The 17848-nt window shown below is 36.1% G+C and carries 13 protein-coding genes; 9 read left to right on the top strand and 4 right to left on the bottom strand.

Annotated features, from left to right (window positions below):
- Positions 1-18: 18 nt before the first annotated feature.
- The 3 genes from BUB96_RS08320 (at position 19) to BUB96_RS08310 (ending at position 4168) form a co-directional block, all read left to right on the top strand.
- Positions 19-558 carry an NADPH-dependent FMN reductase gene (locus BUB96_RS08320; RefSeq protein ID WP_234945831.1) on the top strand — a complete coding sequence of 180 codons (540 nt, stop codon included), beginning with the start codon at positions 19-21 and terminating at the stop codon, positions 556-558.
- Positions 559-574: 16 nt separating this feature from the next.
- Positions 575-1888, top strand: coding sequence for an NADPH-dependent oxidoreductase (locus BUB96_RS08315; RefSeq protein ID WP_073298413.1), 1314 nt, complete (start codon positions 575-577; stop codon positions 1886-1888).
- Positions 1889-2899: 1011 nt separating this feature from the next.
- A complete protein-coding gene (locus tag BUB96_RS08310) occupies positions 2900-4168 on the top strand; it encodes an HlyC/CorC family transporter (protein ID WP_073298412.1) in 1269 nt (422 codons plus the stop codon).
- A gap of 53 nt (positions 4169-4221) precedes the next feature.
- Here BUB96_RS08310 and brnQ read toward each other — a convergent pair whose 3' ends face one another.
- Entirely contained in the window at positions 4222-5544 is a 1323-nt protein-coding gene (gene brnQ, locus BUB96_RS08305) for a branched-chain amino acid transport system II carrier protein (protein WP_073298411.1), read from the bottom strand.
- 194 nt (positions 5545-5738) lie between these two features.
- Here brnQ and BUB96_RS08300 point away from each other — a divergent pair, with 194 nt between their 5' ends.
- Both BUB96_RS08300 and BUB96_RS08295 read left to right on the top strand, forming a co-directional pair.
- Positions 5739-6299, top strand: a complete 561-nt coding sequence (locus tag BUB96_RS08300; RefSeq protein ID WP_073298410.1) for a GNAT family N-acetyltransferase — start codon at positions 5739-5741, stop codon at positions 6297-6299.
- Between the two features lie 137 nt (positions 6300-6436).
- Positions 6437-6997 (top strand): GNAT family N-acetyltransferase, encoded by a 561-nt coding sequence (locus BUB96_RS08295; protein ID WP_073298409.1) that lies wholly within the window; start codon positions 6437-6439, stop codon positions 6995-6997.
- 85 nt (positions 6998-7082) lie between these two features.
- Here the strand turns inward: BUB96_RS08295 and BUB96_RS08290 are convergent, their stop codons facing one another.
- Positions 7083-9812: an ABC transporter ATP-binding protein/permease gene (locus BUB96_RS08290; protein WP_073298408.1), complete on the bottom strand. Its 2730-nt coding sequence runs from the start codon at positions 9810-9812 to the stop codon at positions 7083-7085.
- Between the two features lie 221 nt (positions 9813-10033).
- On the opposite strand from BUB96_RS08290, the gene BUB96_RS08285 reads away from it, so the two are divergent.
- Complete coding sequence (locus BUB96_RS08285) at positions 10034-11683, top strand: ABC transporter permease subunit (RefSeq protein ID WP_073298407.1); 1650 nt, start codon at positions 10034-10036, stop codon at positions 11681-11683.
- A gap of 2 nt (positions 11684-11685) precedes the next feature.
- Entirely contained in the window at positions 11686-12438 is a 753-nt protein-coding gene (locus BUB96_RS08280) for an amino acid ABC transporter ATP-binding protein (RefSeq protein WP_073298406.1), read from the top strand.
- Positions 12439-12593: 155 nt separating this feature from the next.
- Here the strand turns inward: BUB96_RS08280 and BUB96_RS08275 are convergent, their stop codons facing one another.
- Complete coding sequence (locus tag BUB96_RS08275; RefSeq protein ID WP_073298405.1) at positions 12594-13928, bottom strand: 6-phospho-alpha-glucosidase; 1335 nt, start codon at positions 13926-13928, stop codon at positions 12594-12596.
- Positions 13929-14234: 306 nt separating this feature from the next.
- Between BUB96_RS08275 and BUB96_RS08270 the strand changes: the two genes are divergently transcribed.
- Entirely contained in the window at positions 14235-15443 is a 1209-nt protein-coding gene (locus tag BUB96_RS08270; RefSeq protein WP_073298404.1) for an IS110 family RNA-guided transposase, read from the top strand.
- Positions 15444-15613: 170 nt separating this feature from the next.
- On the opposite strand, the gene BUB96_RS08265 is transcribed toward BUB96_RS08270, so the two are convergent.
- On the bottom strand, positions 15614-15994 hold the full coding sequence (locus BUB96_RS08265) for a PTS sugar transporter subunit IIB (protein ID WP_073298403.1): 381 nt from the start codon (positions 15992-15994) through the stop codon (positions 15614-15616).
- 171 nt (positions 15995-16165) lie between these two features.
- Between BUB96_RS08265 and BUB96_RS08260 the strand changes: the two genes are divergently transcribed.
- Positions 16166-17740: a transposase gene (locus BUB96_RS08260; protein ID WP_073298215.1), complete on the top strand. Its 1575-nt coding sequence runs from the start codon at positions 16166-16168 to the stop codon at positions 17738-17740.
- The last annotated feature ends 108 nt before the right edge of the window (positions 17741-17848 follow it).

The raw sequence follows: 17848 nt of genomic DNA, 5'->3' as shown, positions 1-17848 counted from the left end.
CGTCAACTTTTACAATACATGGCTCAACATTTTGAAGAAAAGGCAACGATTGAATTGCTTGAAATTAATCAACTGCCTGTATTCAACAAACCAGAAAATTATACAGTACTTCCCGAAGTACAAGAATTAGTAGATAAAATTGAAGCGGCGGATGGCGTCGTTATTGCAACACCTGAATATGACCATTCACCAACGGCTGCTTTAAACAATGCACTCGCTTGGCTTTCTTATGGCGTTTATCCATTTGTGGACAAGCCCGTTATGGTTGTAGGAGCTTCTTATGGAACATTAGGCTCTTCTCGAGCACAGCTTCAATTACTCCAAATATTAGAAGCACCTGAATTACAAGCTCGTACCATGCCTAGTTCAGAATTTTTACTTGGAAATTCTTTACAAGCTTTTGACCAAGACGGAAATTTAGTTTATGAAGACAAAGCTGAACAACTCGATGGGATTTTTGAAGATTTCTTAATCTTTATTGAAATTATTCAACAACTTCCTCATTCAAAAGAAGCTATGGTTAAAGCGGCTAAAAACTTTAACTGGGAAAATATCTAAAAGGAGAGCAAAAAATATGAAATTAGTTGGTATTGTAGGTTCACCTGCAAAAAAATCTTATAACCGTTTATTATTACAATTTATCGCAAAGAACTATCGTGATTTAATTGATTTAGAAGTTATCGATATTGATAACATTCCCTTATTTAACCAAAGTGAAGATCAAACACATACAGAACCGATTCAAAATTTAAATCGAAAAATCGAAGCGGCTGATGGGGTCATCATCGCTACACCTGAACATAATCGAACAGTTCCTGCAGGTTTAAAAAGTGTTTTAGAATGGTTGTCCTTTAAAATTCATCCTCTAGAAAATAAACCTGTGCTTATTGTAGGAGCTTCTTATTATGATCAAGGAACCTCACGAGCACAATTGCACTTACGTCAAATTTTAGAATCTCCTGGTGTAGGCGCCTTTGCTTTTCCTGGAAATGAATTTTTACTCGGTAAAGCTAAAGAAGCTTTTGACGAAAATAATCAATTAAAAGATCAAGGAACAGTCGACTTTTTAAGATCCGTTCTCGAGAAATTTATTCGCTTTGTCAATATCATCCAACAAATTGAAGGAGATAAACCTGCTGTTCTTGAGCCAGAAGATTTAAATGCAACTGGAAAAGGAGCAACAACTATCGAAGGCATCGACATGTATGCTGAAGATTGGGTTGAACAAGCTGCTGAAAAAACAGAAGCTGTCTCTGGTGATACTTATGTTGAATTAGATCGCGGAATTTTAACCGTTGACCAACTCAACCATTTCTTAAATTCAATGCCTATGGAATTAACTTTTGCGGATGACAACAATCAATTTATTTATTACAACTACCATATGGAGAAAGATGACATGTTAGCATCTAGACATCCAAGTCAAGTTGGAAATCCACTTGCTGCTTGTCACCCAGAAGCTGCTCATAAAAATGTTGCCTGGGTCATTCAACAACTACGCGCTGGTCAAATAGATACGTTCCGCATTAAAGTTCCGACTCATGGTCCTGACAAGTTTGTTGTTCACAGTTACAAAGGAATCAAAGATAAAAATGGTCAGTATATTGGCGTTAACGAATATGTCCAAGATATCCAACCGATTATTGATTGGTACCTCGAACAAACCGGCCAAGAACTTGTAGGCGGTAAAACAGATGGCGTTTCAGGTGCTTCTGCTAATGACAACAATGTCGATGGTGTTTCAGGCGCTTCTGAAAATGCCAATGATTCTGCAACAAGTGTGGAAGCTGACGCTGTTTCTGGCGCTTCTGAAAATACTAGCCCAGCCGTACCTGAAGTAGATACGAGTTCTGTTGACGGAGTATCAGGCGCTTCTGAAAATGCATAAATTTAATGAAACGATCCTATAAAAAAGCAATCAAACCATCAAGACTTTATAAAAGTTTTGATGGTTTTTTATTTTTTGGAAACTCTCTCTGGAAATCGGAAACTCTCACCGGAAAGGGATAGCGATTTTCTACAACTTTTTTACGCGTGGGAGAGACTGCTCGTTTCTAATAGCCGTTCCATGTGATGTCGCGCCTTGCACGCTATTTTTCGCGATTTGTGCGGAATGGACACACTTTGCGCGCAAATTTTTGCAATTTGTGCGGGATGGACATACCTTGTGCGCAAATTTTTGCAATTTGTGCGTGGTAGACACACTTTGCACGCACTTTTCTGAAATTTGTGTGTTACGGACACTCCTTGCACGCACTTTTCTTCGATTTGTGTGTTACGGACACTCCTTGCACGCACTTTTCTTCGATTTGTGCGGGATAGACACGCCTTGCTCACACTTTTCCATAATTTGTGCGGGATAGACACACCTTGCACACACTTTTCTTCGATTTGTGCGTGGTAGACACACTTTGCACGCTATTTTCTGCGATTTGTGTGCGATGGACACTCCCTGCACTCACTTTTCCGAAATTTGTGCGTGGTAGACACACTTTGCACGCACTTTTCTACGATTTGTGAGCGATGGACACTCCCTGCACTCACTTTTCCGAAATTTGTGGGCGGTAGAACCAACTTGCACGCAATTTTCTGCAATTTGTGCGGGATAGAACCAACTTGCACACACTTTTCTTCGATTTGTGCGGGATAGACACACCTTGCACGCAATTTTCTACGATTTGTGTGCGATAGACTCTTTTAAGGCAATTTTATAATGGCATTCCAATCATTAGAAGCATCTATTTGGTTTCATCCCACTATCAGAAAAATTTCTCTCGTAAAGACCGTGCGAGGTTTTTGTTTATATCATATTTATGGTAATATTTAGTTAATTATAACCGTTTATTCTTTTTAGTATCAGTAAAATAAGAACGACATATTAGGAGGTTAATTTTGCTTTATGGATAGTAATCAGATAAATAGTATGGTATTTTTTATCGTATTAATTATATTTTCTGCTTTTTTCTCTTCTTCAGAAACAGCCTTTACCTCAGCTAGTCGTATACGACTACAAACAGAATCAGAGAATGGAGATAAAAAAGCAAAAAGAGCTTTAAAATTACAAAATCAATTTGATTCTTTATTATCTACTATTTTAATTGGAAATAACTTGGTAAATATTGCAAGCTCATCCATTGCGACTGTATTTTTTATCAAATTATCACCAACTTATGGGGCAAGTATTGCAACGATTATAACGACCGTTCTTTTACTACTCTTTGGCGAAATTACGCCAAAACTTCTCGCTAAGATTTCGCCTGAAGATTTTGCAAAAGCCACTGCTCCTTTCTTAAAATCTATTATGTCCCTTCTGAAACCGATCGTCTGGATCTTGAACAAGTGGCAACAGCTCATAAAAAAAATCGTTCCACTATCTAATAGCCAAATCATTAGTGAAGACGAACTTCTTTCAATTGTAGATGAAGCTCGCCTTGGCGGAAGTATTGAATTAGAAGAACACCAATTAGTGAAAGCGGCGATTGAGTTCGACGATAAGGATGTTTCTAGTATTTTAACTCCGCGAGTGGATTTGATTGGTTTTGATCTTCATGATTCTGATGAAGAGATTCAATCCTTATTTGCTCAAACCCCTTTTTCTAGACTGGTCGTATATGATGAAGATGTCGATAATGTAGTCGGTACCCTTCATGTCAAAGATTTCTATCGCTATTTAAATGCCAAAGAAAAAAGTCGCCTAAAGTTCAAATCCTTTGATAATTTATTAACAAAACCTTTATTCGTTCCTCCAACAATGGCTCTATCCGATCTATTAACTTCGATGCAACAAGCTTATACTCATATCGGAATTGTTGTGGATGAGCACGGCGGAATCATTGGGATTGTAACCATGGAAGATGCTTTAGAAGAATTAGTAGGTGAAATTTGGGATGAATCGGACATTGTTCGCTCAGAAGTAAAACAATTGGATGGCAAAGAAAAATATCTCATTCAAGGAACCTACGCTTTGGACAAATTCTTCGACCTCTTTCATATGAAACACGAAGATGAATGGCTTTCAAGCACGGTTAGTGGATTTATTATTGAACAATTCGAGCGAATTCCCCATAATGACGATACTCTACAATATAAAGGCCTTGAAATAACCGTAGTCAATGCACAACAACAACGTGTTAATGAAATCATTGCAGAAAAGATTATAAAAGATTAAATAAAAACGCTGTGGTCATAGAGTTTACTCTATGCCTTCACAGCGTTTTTTCATTATCTAGTTGTCTTTCTAGCAAATAATCTTGAACCAACAGTCAAAATCAGTAATACAAAAGCAGCTGGAAGCATCCACTCTAACCCTTCATTGTAAAAGGGTAACTTTGAAAGGAGTGCACTAAAAATAGGAATTTCAGCCCCTAAAGAACCTAATCCAGACAAAATAGAAATAAAGAGCGTAAGATAAATCGTCAATTGATAAGTAAGTCGATTAAACTGACAGCTATCGTGTAACAAAGCCATGATAATCAACATAATAGCGGGCGGATAAATCGCAGTTAACACGGGCAATGAAAACTTTAAGATATTATTTAGACCAAAATTCGCCAGCGTTAAAGAAATTAGCGTATAGATAAAAAGCCATTGTTTGTAAGTAACGCGATGATTGGTCAGTTCCGCAAAATATTCACTGACACTATTAAGCAGCCCTACCGCTGTCGTTAGACAAGCCAAGGTGAAAATCAAAATTAAAATCACAGCTCCAAATGAACCAAAGACATGATTCGTGATATCTAATAAAATATGTCCACCATTTGCTACCTCTTGATTCCCAGCTGAAGAAATCACGCCCACATAAGCAAGCATCGTGTACACTGCCAATAAAATCCCTCCAGCGACCAAACCAGCTCCTGAAGTATATTTAATAATACTTTTCTCATCTTCAATTTGTTTACTCTTAAGCGTAGAAGCAATCACTAAGCCAAAATTTAAAGCCGCTAATGTATCCATCGTATTGTACCCTTCTAAAAATCCGGTTGTAAAAGCATTTTTATAACCTTCCGTCGGGAATGCGACTTCGATTGGTGTTTTCCAAACGGCTCCAATGAAAAATACAAGGATAAGCGCCAATAAGATGGGAGTTAGTATTTTACCAATACGATCCACTAATTTTCCTGGTTGTAAACATAAATAATAAGCAAAACCAAAGAACAAAAACGTATAAATAAAGCGAGCCACTGATAAAGAAAAATCTGGTGATAGATAAGGAATCACTGATAATTCAAATGCTAAACTCCCATTTCTAGGAATAGCAATTCCTGGGCCAATCGCTAGAAAAATAATGGCTGGATAAATCATGCCAAAGTTCAGCCCTACTCGGTTCCCTAAATTTTGCACTCCATTTGATTTGGAAATAGCTAAAAATCCTAAGACTGGAAAAAGAACAGCGGTCGTCGCAAAGCCAAGCAAGGCAGTAATTGTAGAAGTTCCTGCTTGATTTCCTAACATCGGTGGAAAGATTAAATTTCCAGAACCGAAGAGTAAAGCAAATAATAATAAACTAATACTAATGAATTCTTGTTTTGATAGTTTCCTTTCCATACAGCACCTCAAAGAAATAAGTAATAGTTTGTATTCTACAGGAAGGAATTTTAATCTTCAATAAAAAATCTCGCTTTTCCACCTAAATAGACAGATCTAAAAAGGATATAAAAAGTCAAACATTTGAAAAATATGTATCTAATTTTTGAATATTCTGCTATAGTTAAAGCAATATCAGGAAAAGAGTGAAGCATATGATTCGAAAAGTTAGGCAAGAGGAAATTCATCATTTATACCCTTTTGTGTATAATATTTTATCCAATCTAGGTTTACCTCTTCTAGAAGAAATGGATGAAGACGAATTAACTCAAATAATGATTGAAGCAATGGAGAGTCCACAGTATCGTTATGGAATTGAGCATGCTTGGCTATGTGTTCAAGAAAACCAAGTAGCTGGTGTTCTTTTTGGCTATCCAGGAGAATATATTTCCTTAGTGGATGGTCCTTTAAAAGTAGCCTTATCTGAACGTGGATATACCTCATCTGAAATTATTCAAAATCCAGAAACACATTCGGGCGAATGGTATTTGGATAAACTAATGATCGCACCTACCTTTAGAAATAAAGGGATCGGACATCGTATGTTACAAATTATTGATAATATTGCAAAAGAAGCAGGTTATACAACGATTGGTTTAAATTGCCCAGTAGATAATAAAATTGCTTATCACTTGTACAAAAAAGTAGGATTTGCTGAACACACAAAAATACTATTAGGTGATCAAGCTCATTTTCATATGACCAAAGAACTCTAATCTTCTCTATCAAAACACGAATCAAATAATATAATTACACAAACTTATCGAATTTTTCGATGAGTTTTTTTAATATTCGAAATTATTCCTTCATCATGTTATACTGATTAGCGTATTTTGAAAGAAGAGGGAAAAATATGATTAGAAAAGCAAAACAAAAAGAGATGCCTGAGCTCTATCCTTTTGTTTTTAAAATTTTATCCGATATGGAATTACCTGTATTAGATGAAATAAATGCAGAGCTCCTTGAAAAAATTATAGTTGATGCTATGAATAGCCCACACTATCGTTACGGTTATGAACATGCTTGGGTATGTGAACGGAATGGTCAGATTGCTGGTGCATTTTTTGGTTACCCAGGTGAATGGGAACCTTTAATTGATGGACCGCTACAAGCTTCTATGTTGAAATTTGATTATCCGCTGGAACCTACACCTAAAGAAAATGAGACGCTTCCTGGTGAATGGTATTTAGATACTTTAGTTACCCACCCAAATTTTCGTCGTCAAGGGGTTGGCCGTGAAATGATGGACGCAGCATCCCAGATTGCAGAAGAAGCTGGATATAAAATGATTGCTTTAAATTGCGATATTGATAATAAAGCAGCTTACCAACTTTATAAAAAATCCGGTTTTGAAAGAAAAACTCGTCTTGTTCTCAGTTCACATGTTTATTGGCATATGACAAAAGCGATTTAAACTTAGAGACGACAAAAAAACACTTTCTACTCTCCAATATTTTTGGAAAAGTAGAAAGTGTTTTTTTATTCTTTCATTTATAAAATTATTCGGATCTTAAAGCATCCACCGGGTCTTTTTCTGACGCTTGTCTTGAAGGAATTAATCCAGCGATAAAGGATAACACAACACTTAGAAGAACTAACACAAGCGAGCTATTTATAGATAAGCTTGCTCGAACGCCTTCGCCTAATAGATTTTCCAGTATTATATTTAAAGGAATATGAGATAGATAAGTTAATCCTACTCCTAATAATCCTGAGAATAGACCAATAATAATAGTTTCAGCATTGAAAACAGTCGATATATTTCCTTTGGAAGCACCGATTGCTCGAAGAATACCAATTTCTTTTGTTCGTTCGAGAACGGAAATATAAGTAATAATCCCAATCATAATCGAAGAGACCACAAGGGACACACTAACGAATGCAATTAATACATACGTAATGACATTAATAATTTCTGTTACGGAAGACATAATAAGTCCTGCAAAATCTGCGTAAGTAATCTTTTCTTCTTCATCTACAGAGGTATTATAGTCATCGATTCCGGCAGAAATAGCTTCTTTATCTTCAAAATTATCTGCATAGATATTAATTGAAGAAGGCGCATCTAAACTAATCACACCAAAGGCTTCCATATTATCATCATAGCTACCCGTTGAAATAGAACTATCATAGATGGATAACAAGGTTTCTGAATCCAGATTTTCTACTAAACCATCAAAACTGGCTGCTAATTGCTCTTCGCCCATGTCTGGCATTGCACTCGGCATTTGGGCCGATTCTTCATCGCTTTCTTGCATTGAGCGCACAAAGTCAGCTTTTTCACTAATTGTTAAGTTTGAAAGGTATTCGCGTGTATCTTCGATTTTTTGATCATCATTATCCGCATCAAAACGTAGACCATTTAAAACATTCGTTTCTGGTGATTCTTCTTGCGCTTGAACCACGTCACTATCATTTGCATAATCTATTAAATGTTTTGTCAGTTCGTTCGTATAAGCAATTGGTGTTGAAATCGCTGCTGTTGTTGCATCTTCAACAGGTTTTACAATCCCAGCAATTTTAAGTTCAATCGCATCTTCTTCGACTAAATTTTCAACAGCTGCTTCATCATCTGCAATACTTTCGAAATGACCATTTTCATCTTCAACGTAATAATCACTAGCCGGTAGTAGATAGAAAACTTGATCAGCAATTTCTTCATAATCTAATTTTTGAGAATCAAATTCTACTTCCTCGCCTTGGTCGATTTGATCTAAAATTTCTTCGTATTCATCCGCTGGTAAAATTCCCAGCTCATAAAGTGCTGATTTATCGATTTCGTTATTTTGATCCACCGTTAATACGACTTCATCATAATTTTCAGGCCAATTTCCATACAATACATCATAATTATCGGTAATGACTTGACTGATCAGACTGCCTTCCACGCCAGGAATTAGTTCACTTACATTACTTTCAGAAGGCATCAAAGGACTTTCAGGAATTTGAAAACCAGGCATATCTTGTGATTCTTCTTCCTCAAAAGTACTACCATCTGTGTTGATAAACGTGTCTTCATCATCATAAGTGAATAAATCAAAATTCACATCATAGGAATATACAATTCCATTTGCACCGACATAAGGATCGATTTCATTGGATGGATCGTCTAAATATTTTTTGAAAGACGTTAAATTATTCTCTTTAAACGTTGACGTTGTACTGCTAACAAGCTCAAGTGTTGTCGGATTTGAATAGATACTATCCAAGTCATGACTCGCATCTGAATCTTCACCTGCTGCATAATCTCCAATGGTTTCGTCTCGAATTTCAACTAAACTATCTAAGTCGATAGATTGTGCTTCAATGGTAATCGGATAGGCAGTCATCGTATCTTGTTGAATATTATCAATATAATCATTAACTCCTGTTGAGAGGGAGAGAATCAAAGCAATTCCAATAATCCCAATCGATCCAGCAAAGGCCGTTAAGAATGTTCGTCCTTTTTTAGATTTTAAGTTATTAAAACTTAAAGACAAAGCCGTCAAAAATGACATGGATGCTTTTCCCATATTTTTATGTTCTGGTTCGGTTGCATCCTCATCTTCAATATTCAAAGGATGTGAATCCGATATAATTTCTCCATCTTGTAATTCGATAATACGGTTTGAATAATTATGAGCGAGTTCAGGATTATGGGTAACCATTACCACTAAACGATCTTTAGCTACCTTTTCTAGTAGTTCCATAATTTGAACACTTGTATCAGTATCCAAAGCACCCGTCGGTTCATCCGCAAGTAAAATATCTGGTTCATTAACGAGTGCACGAGCAATAGCCACTCTTTGCATTTGCCCCCCGGATAATTGGTTGGGCTGTTTGTGAAGGTGCTCTGTTAAGCCTACTTCTTCCAAAGCTTTTGCCGCTCTTTCTTTTCGTTCACCGGAAGAAATTCCTGAGATCGTTAAAGCTAATTCTACGTTGGATAAAACAGATTGGTGTGGAATAAGATTATAGCTTTGAAACACAAAACCGACCGAATGATTTCGGTAAGAATCCCAATCACGATCGGTATATTTTTTAGTGGATATTCCGTTAATAACAATGTCCCCATCATCATAACGGTCTAATCCTCCAATAATATTTAATAGAGTTGTTTTTCCTGAACCACTATGGCCAAGAACTGAAACAAATTCATTATCGCGAAGATTAAAGCTGACACCATCAAGAGCTTTTTGCTGTAAGGCTCCGGTATCGTAAGTTTTTGTAATATTTTTAATCTGTAACATGACATGTGTCTCCTTTTTAGATTTCCCTTATCTCACACAGGATACCATACAAAAATAAAATAATTGTTAAATTAAATTGTAAACTTTATGTTTTATTAAAGAATTTTTAAGTAGTGAAGATTAAGTCACCTTATTATTCATTAATGGATATAAAGCTTTAAATTTATACATTTATGAAAGAAAGTTGTAAAATAGCAACAACTAATATGGAGGTAAACATTATGAAAAAGAGAATATTTAAACCTTATTTTTCTGTAGCTTTTTCGTTTCTTTTATTTTTATCTATATTTTATTCATTTCCTTTTATGGTAAAGGCACAGGAAAACAATTACGATCTTGATCACATTAACTCTAGTTTGGAGGAAGAAGGAGTGCTTACGGTTGGGATGGAAGCTAATTATGCACCTTTTAATTGGTCTCAAACCTCTCCTGCTGATGGAGCTGTCGAAATTGATAACTCCCCAGGTGAATATGCAAATGGGTATGATGTGCAAATGGCTGCTCAACTTGCAGAAGAATTAGGTCTTGATCTAAAAATTATTAAACTCGAATGGGATGGTTTACCTCCTGCATTAGAGTCAGGAATGATTGATGTCATTATTGCGGGAATGTCGCCAACTCCTGAACGTAAAAGAGAAATAGCTTTTTCAGACAGTTATTATGAATCAGATATGGTACTAGTCGTTAATAAAGATTCCAAGTATGCAGAAGCAACTTCTCTTGCAGATTTTGATGGGGCTCGAGTGACTGCTCAGTTGAATACTTTTCATTATGAACTGATTGACCAAATTCCAAATGTCACTCAACAAACCGCAATGGAATCCTTCCCTACAATGATTTCCTCAGTCCTTTCCGATAAAACAGATGCTTATGTTTCAGAAAAACCTGGCGCTCTTGCAGCTGTTGCTTCAAATTCAGATTTAACTTTTGTAGCTTTTGATGAAGGACAAGGTTTTGAAACAGATAATGTCGATACTTCCGTTGCGGTAGGGCTCCGACTTGATTCCCCACTTATTGATCCCATTAATAATGCGTTAGCAACCATTTCTCAAGAGACAAGAGATCAATTAATGGAAGAGATGGTTGATTTAAACGAACAAGGGGAAAGTGAAGGCTTCTGGTCAGATGTCCGAAACATTTGGACCACTTATGGCCACCAATTTTTAGTTGGGGCTCGAAATACAATTATTATTGCTTTTATTTCAACGCTTGTAGGTTTCATAATTGGCTTGCTAATTGCTATTTACCGTACGATTCCTATAAACAGAAAACACAAGCCAGTCACTTATATTTTCTATAAAATTCTCGAATTTTTCATCATTGCTTATATTGAGATTTTTCGTGGAACCCCAATGATGGTTCAAGCTATGATGATCTTCTATGGGTCAAAATTATTTTTCAATATTGATTTAAGTGCGATGATAGCCGCTTTAATTATTGTATCCATTAACACGGGAGCTTATCTAACGGAAGTGATTCGCGGTGGAATCATCGGAGTAGATCCTGGTCAATTGGAAGCTGCAAAAGCAATCGGTATGACTCATTTTCAAAGTATGACCACCGTTGTTTTACCGCAAGCGATTCGAAATACCCTCCCCGCTCTTGGAAATGAATTCGTAGTCAATATTAAAGATACATCTGTTTTGAATGTGATTGCCGTAACTGAATTATTCTTTATTACACGTTCAGCCGCCGGGTCTACTTATAAGACCTTTCAAACTTTCTTTATCGCAGCCGTTTTGTATTTTGTAATGACGTTTATTGCCACTCGTCTACTCATTTTACTTGAAAAATATATGGGCGGTGCGGCTTCATACACCATGCATAAATCAAGTACGACCATGCCGACAAACATAAAGAAAGGAAATTAAAAATGAATGAAGTCATTTTAGAAGTGCAACATTTAGAAAAAAAATTCGGGGAAAATATTGTTTTAAAAGATATTAATTTTCAAGTGCGTGCAGGCGAAGTCATAAGTATTATTGGTTCTTCCGGTTCTGGAAAATCCACTTTACTTCGTTGCCTGAACTTATTAGAAGAGCCGACAAATGGAAATATTTTATACCGTGACCACTCTATTTTAGACGGAGACTTTAGTCCGACAGAATATCGCACGAAAATTGGAATGGTATTCCAACAATTTAATTTATTTAAAAACATGAATGCCTTAAAAAATTGCACCATCGGCCAAGTAAAAATATTGGATCGTTCAAAAGGAGAAGCCGAAAAGATTGCCCTAGAAAATTTAGAAAAAGTAGGAATGGAGCCCTACATTGACGCTCGTCCCCATCATCTTTCAGGAGGGCAACAACAACGGGTCGCAATCGCTCGCGCTCTTTCTATGAATCCAGATATTTTATTATTTGATGAACCAACAAGTGCCTTAGATCCGGAAACAGTAGGTGAAGTTCTTGAAACTATGCGCTTATTAGCCGAAAAGGGACTGACTATGGTTGTTGTCACGCACGAGATGGCCTTTGCGCGTGATGTGTCAAGCCGTATCATGTTCATGGATGAGGGCGTTATCGTTGAGTCCGGTCCTCCAGAACAAGTCATCAATCATCCCGAACACGAACGAACCAAGTCTTTCTTAAAAAGATACCTCACTGAAAGTACAGTGCATTAAATAGAAAAAATGGCCTCCCTTTTTGAAAAGGAGAGCCATTTTTTATTCTTTAAAAAAATTAATCCTGATTTTGTTGGATTAATTTCTATCAAGCTTATTATTCAATGCCATTCATTTACATATATTTTAAATTAGATAGAATGTTTAAAAATATATTATTTCAAATCTGGCCAAAACTCTTTGTTTGCCTCAATTAAATCATCTAGAAGTTCTTTTGCTACTCGTGCATTTGGTACAATTTTAGATAGAGTGAGAGCTTGCCACATTTTCTGATAGCTTTTTTCAATATAAGCTTCAACAACCATTTTTTCAACTGTTACTTGTTGTAGCATAAGTGCTCTTTCAAATTGAGGTATTTTACCTTGCGCTAATGGTTCTGGTCCATCACTGCCAACAATACAAGGTACTTCGACCATCGCATCATCATCAAAGTTTGCAATAGCACCATTATTTTCAACAATCAATAACATTCGTTCACCGGTATTAAAAGCAATAGCTCGAGCTAAATCTACAATAAATGAGGCGTGGCTATCAATTTCAAAACTATTCTCTTTAGCTGTACCACTATCTATAATTTTTTGAGCTGCTGAAAAAACATTTTTCTCACGTCCGTCCATTACTTCGTTTGCGCGAGTATAAGCTGGATTTGCATGTTCGACTTCATCCTGAGGATAAAAATAATATTTTAGATAGGTGTTCGGTAAAAATCTCGGTTCAATTGCTAATAAATCTTTTGCTTTTTTGTGTGTTTCTTGCCAACTCTCATCCATATGTTGCGTATCTACTTCCACTTGTGTTAGATATCCATGTTCAGCTACATACTCTTTAATGTCATCTAAATATTCATACCCGGTATTTTTGTCTTTAACACTTGTCCACCAACCAAAATGATTCAATCCAAAATAACTTACTTCTAACTGATCTGGTGTGGTGTTAACAATTTGTGACATTCTTCTTAGTGTTCCAACCGGCATATCACAAATATTTAAGATTTTCGAATCAGGACGCAAAACGCGTGTTGCTTCGGCAACAATAGCCGCTGGATTTGAATAATTTAACATCCAAGCTTCTGGAGAGTATTCTTCCATATAATCAACAAGTTCCAGCATGTCTTTAATGCTTCGCATACCATATGCAATACCACCCGGTCCACAAGTTTCTTGGCCTACAACACCATATTTTAATGGTATTTTTTCATCTTGCTCTCTCATTGCATATTTTCCAACACGGATATGCGCAAACACAAAGTCAACATCTGTAAAAGCCACCTTTGGATCTGTGGTAAATATAAACTCTAGTTCAGGAGCACGTTCTTTTAATAAAATTTTCAGAGCTTCTCCTAAAATATCTTGTCTCTTTTCATCATTATCATATAAAATAAGTTTTCTTAATGGAAAACGTTCCGCTTCTTCTAAGAGCATCATCACAATCCCAGGAGTGAATGTACTTCCTCCACCTGCAATTACAATTGAAAACTTTTTTGATGTCATATTTATCTTTCTCCTCGTATAATAAGATTAGTCTTGATTGGCTAATCATATTTAATTTCTGTATTTGTCATTTAAGGCTGACTTAAACCTATAACTCTTATGAGTTATAATTGTTTCGTATAGATAGAGGTCGTAGTTTTTCTCCTTGAAGTTTTATCTTCCTAAAAAGACTAACGCCTCTTCTCTACGGACAGTATATGTATGAGCTAGATAGAACATTGTTTCTGAATCTCACACGAGGATATATCGTCCCTAGAGCTTAGAGGGTAACCCCTATCTAAATTTCATATAGAAAGGTTGATCCTTATGTTTTTTGTAGGTATTGATATTGGTAAACGAAACCATGAAGCAGCCATAATTGATGAAAAGGGAAAGCCAGTGGGTAAACCTATTCGGTTTAGTAACACTAAAGCAGGCAGTGAAAAGCTCCTACAATTTATTAATAACCATGAGCTATTACCTGATAATTCTATGATTGGGTTAGAAGCTACTGGTCATTATTGGCTTTCAGTCTTTTCTTTCTTAATCGATTTGGGATTCAATGTGATTCCTTTTAATCCTATTCAATCGGATACTTTGCGGAACTTCTATATTCGTAAAACAAAAACAGATACCATTGATGCGGTATTAATCGCACAAGTGGTTCGTATGGATTTACCCGATCAAGCCCATTTACCTTCCGAAGATATTGTCCGTTTAAAACAGCTTTCACGTTTCCGTTATAGCATTGTCGATCAAACTTCTGATCTTAAAAGAAAAGTGATTGCTTCTTTAGACCAAGTATTTCCTGAATATGAAAAACTTTTTTCAGATATGTTTGGAAAATCTTCCACTCAATTATTGCTTCAATCTCCTCTACCTGAGGATATACTTGAGATAGATTCTAAGAAATTGATTGAACTTCTGAACAAAGCCAGCAATGGTCGTTTAACCATAGAAAAATCAACGGAGAAAGTTCAACAATTAAAAGAACTCGCTAAAGATTCCTTTGGAATCCGAGTCGCAACAGATGTTTATAAACTGCAAATTCAATTATTACTTCAACAAATTCTTGGCTTAGAAGAACAACTGAAAACAGTTGAAGAAGAAATGGCTGAATTAGTTGAAAATCAAGACCAATATTTAACCACAATTACTGGTATTGGTCCTGTAACGGCCGCTGTTATTATTTCCGAAGTTGGTGATATTCAACGCTTCGAGCGACCGAATCAGCTCCTTGCCTTTGCAGGTTTAGATGCTTCTGTTCATCAATCGGGAGATTTCACAGGCACACGGAATAAACTATCTAAACGTGGCTCTCCTTACCTTAGAAGAGCGATTTGGCAAGCGGCATTTATTGCTTCATACCGCGATCCAGCCTTGTCTCTTTATTACCAAAGTTTAAGAAAACGTGGAAAGCATCACGGAACAGCTGTTGGTGCGGTCTGTCGTAAACTGGTCAATATTATTTTTGCCGTTTGGACAAAAGCTAAACCTTATGAAATTCATATAAATCCTGATTTAATAGACGATTGATTTAGTTTTTTTGAATAGTCTTTTAAGAGCTTATTTGCGTTGCCTTTCTTTAAAATCCCCTATAAATTCCACATAATGATTTCCTACAAAAATACTACTTACTCATTCAAGTTATTCCTTGACATCTTTATAGCTGGCTTTTTGAAAAATCTTTTGTTTTATTCTCAAATTTATTCTTCATTAGTTCGTCCTAAATAATTATCCACTGCACGTCGAATTTTATTTACTTCTAAACCATACACAACTTGTACATTTTGGTCTTTAATCATCACTCCACTGGCTCCCGTTTCATTTTTCAAAAGAGCTTCATCTACCTTACTTGGATCATTCACCGTTAGTCGTAAGCGAGAATAACAATTGGTAATATAATTAATATTTTCACTTCCGCCTAACGCTTGAACAATTACAGGGGCTACCCCAAACTCCTCTTCATCCCTAGAAATTTCTTTAGTAAGTGGTGCATCCGTTGATTCTTTTTTCTTTAGTTTATAATCTTCTTTTGAGTAAAGACGTGTGTCTTGTGTCCTATCTTCTCGACCAATTGTCTTCAAATTAAATTTAGAGATAGCAAATCGAAAAGTAACGTAATATAGAACAAAAAATAATATGGTTAGGGTGTCAAAACCCTATAAAATTTAACTTTTTCTTACTAAGATTCCTTTTCCAACAGCATTTTTGGTATAATTAACCGTATAAATATACTGATGGAGGTTGGTTTATTCATGTTTAAAGAAAACAATTCGCAACAAATGAATATAATGGATGATTCTTATTTACAAGCATCCAAACGCGTCCAGAAAATCGTTGAGAAATCCTGGGCTAAACCATTTGCTGAAATTATTTTTCCTGCGATTAATGAAGCTCGTTTTTCTGTTTTGTATAGTGACGACAATGGTCGTCCTAATACGCCGATAAATTATATTTTTAGTTCATTACTTTTAAAAGAAACCCTTGGTTTAACCGATGATGAATTAACAGAGTCTCTTCATTGCGATGTTCGATTTCAGTATGCCTTGCATTCAACTAGTATGAAAGAACAACCCGTAAGCGATCGAACATTTAGTCGCTTTCGTGCAAACTGTTATGCTTATCAACTAGAAACAGGTCGTGACCTGATTGAAGAAGAGATCTTGGCACTGTCTAAGGAAATCGCTGAATACTTCGACTTAAGTCCTACCCAAAAAAGAATGGATAGCATGATGATAGCATCAAATACACGAAAGCTTTCTCGATTAGAATTACTTTACACATGCATCGAAAAGCTTATTCATTCCTTGGATACGTCGTATCCATCGCTTGATATTACCGCTTTTAAGCATTATCTAAATACAGACCAAGAGAATCAATTTATCTACCATGATGACACACCTTACAATGAAAAATTACATAACCTCATAAAAGATGCGTACACTTTAATTGATACGTATAGTGATGAATTATCTGAACACCCAGATTTTCAGCTTCTTTGTCGTGCGGTAGATGACCAAACAACAAAAAATGAAAAAGGAGAATCCGCTGTAAAAAAGGGAAAAGAGATTCGACCAAATAGTTTACAAACGCCTTATGACCCAGACGCCACTTATCGTTATAAAGCTGGGAAAGGGTATATTGGATATTCTGCAAATATTGTAGAAACCGTTGGTACGGATCTCTCCCTCATTACAGATTATGATTATGATATCAACAGTCAAAGTGATGTGAATTTTGGTTATTCAGCGATTGAACAAATGGGCAAGCAAGAATTATCAACTACTCTTATCGCGGACGGTGCTTATAACTCAGATGATAATCAAGCACTCGCAGAAGCAAACAATGTTCAGTTGATTACTACACAACTAAAAGGAAAAAAACCGAATATCCATTATGCCGATATCATCCTAGATGAAGATTCCAAAACAATCGTGCAATGTCCGGGAGGACTGCGTCCTCTGTCCACCAGTTATTATCCAGAAACCGATACTTATCGGGCTGTCTTTGATTTAAAGAGCGCAGAAAATTGTTGCTGTTCCATCTGTTCAAAAAAGAAACAGAAGAAAACGACGGTTTTAATTGTCACACCCAAAGCGGTTCAACGTGCGAAACAAGCAAAAGAAATGAAAGAAGTGTCCTTTCTTCAGTATAGTCATTTTCGAAATGGCATAGAAGGCATCCCTTCTATTTTAAGGCGGAAATATTCTGTCGATCGTATGCCCTTCAGGGGATTAGTGCGCTCAAAACAGTGCTTCGGCTTCAAAATCGGCGGTATAAACGTTAAAAATGCCGTTAAGGCATACCAAAATAGAGCGATAGCCGTATAAAAGGATGGAATCCCCATAATTAATTTTTGAAATTTAAACTTTTGAGCATTTTTTCTAATTAGTAACAGATAAAGTGTTTAAAATTTTGGGTTTCGACACCCTAACCAT

This window comes from Atopostipes suicloacalis DSM 15692 (assembly GCF_900129085.1).
In the GTDB taxonomy this organism is placed as follows: domain Bacteria; phylum Bacillota; class Bacilli; order Lactobacillales; family Carnobacteriaceae_A; genus Atopostipes; species Atopostipes suicloacalis.
The sequence above is the reverse complement of the archived record's forward strand: the minus strand, read 5'-3'. Positions and strand labels throughout refer to the sequence as shown.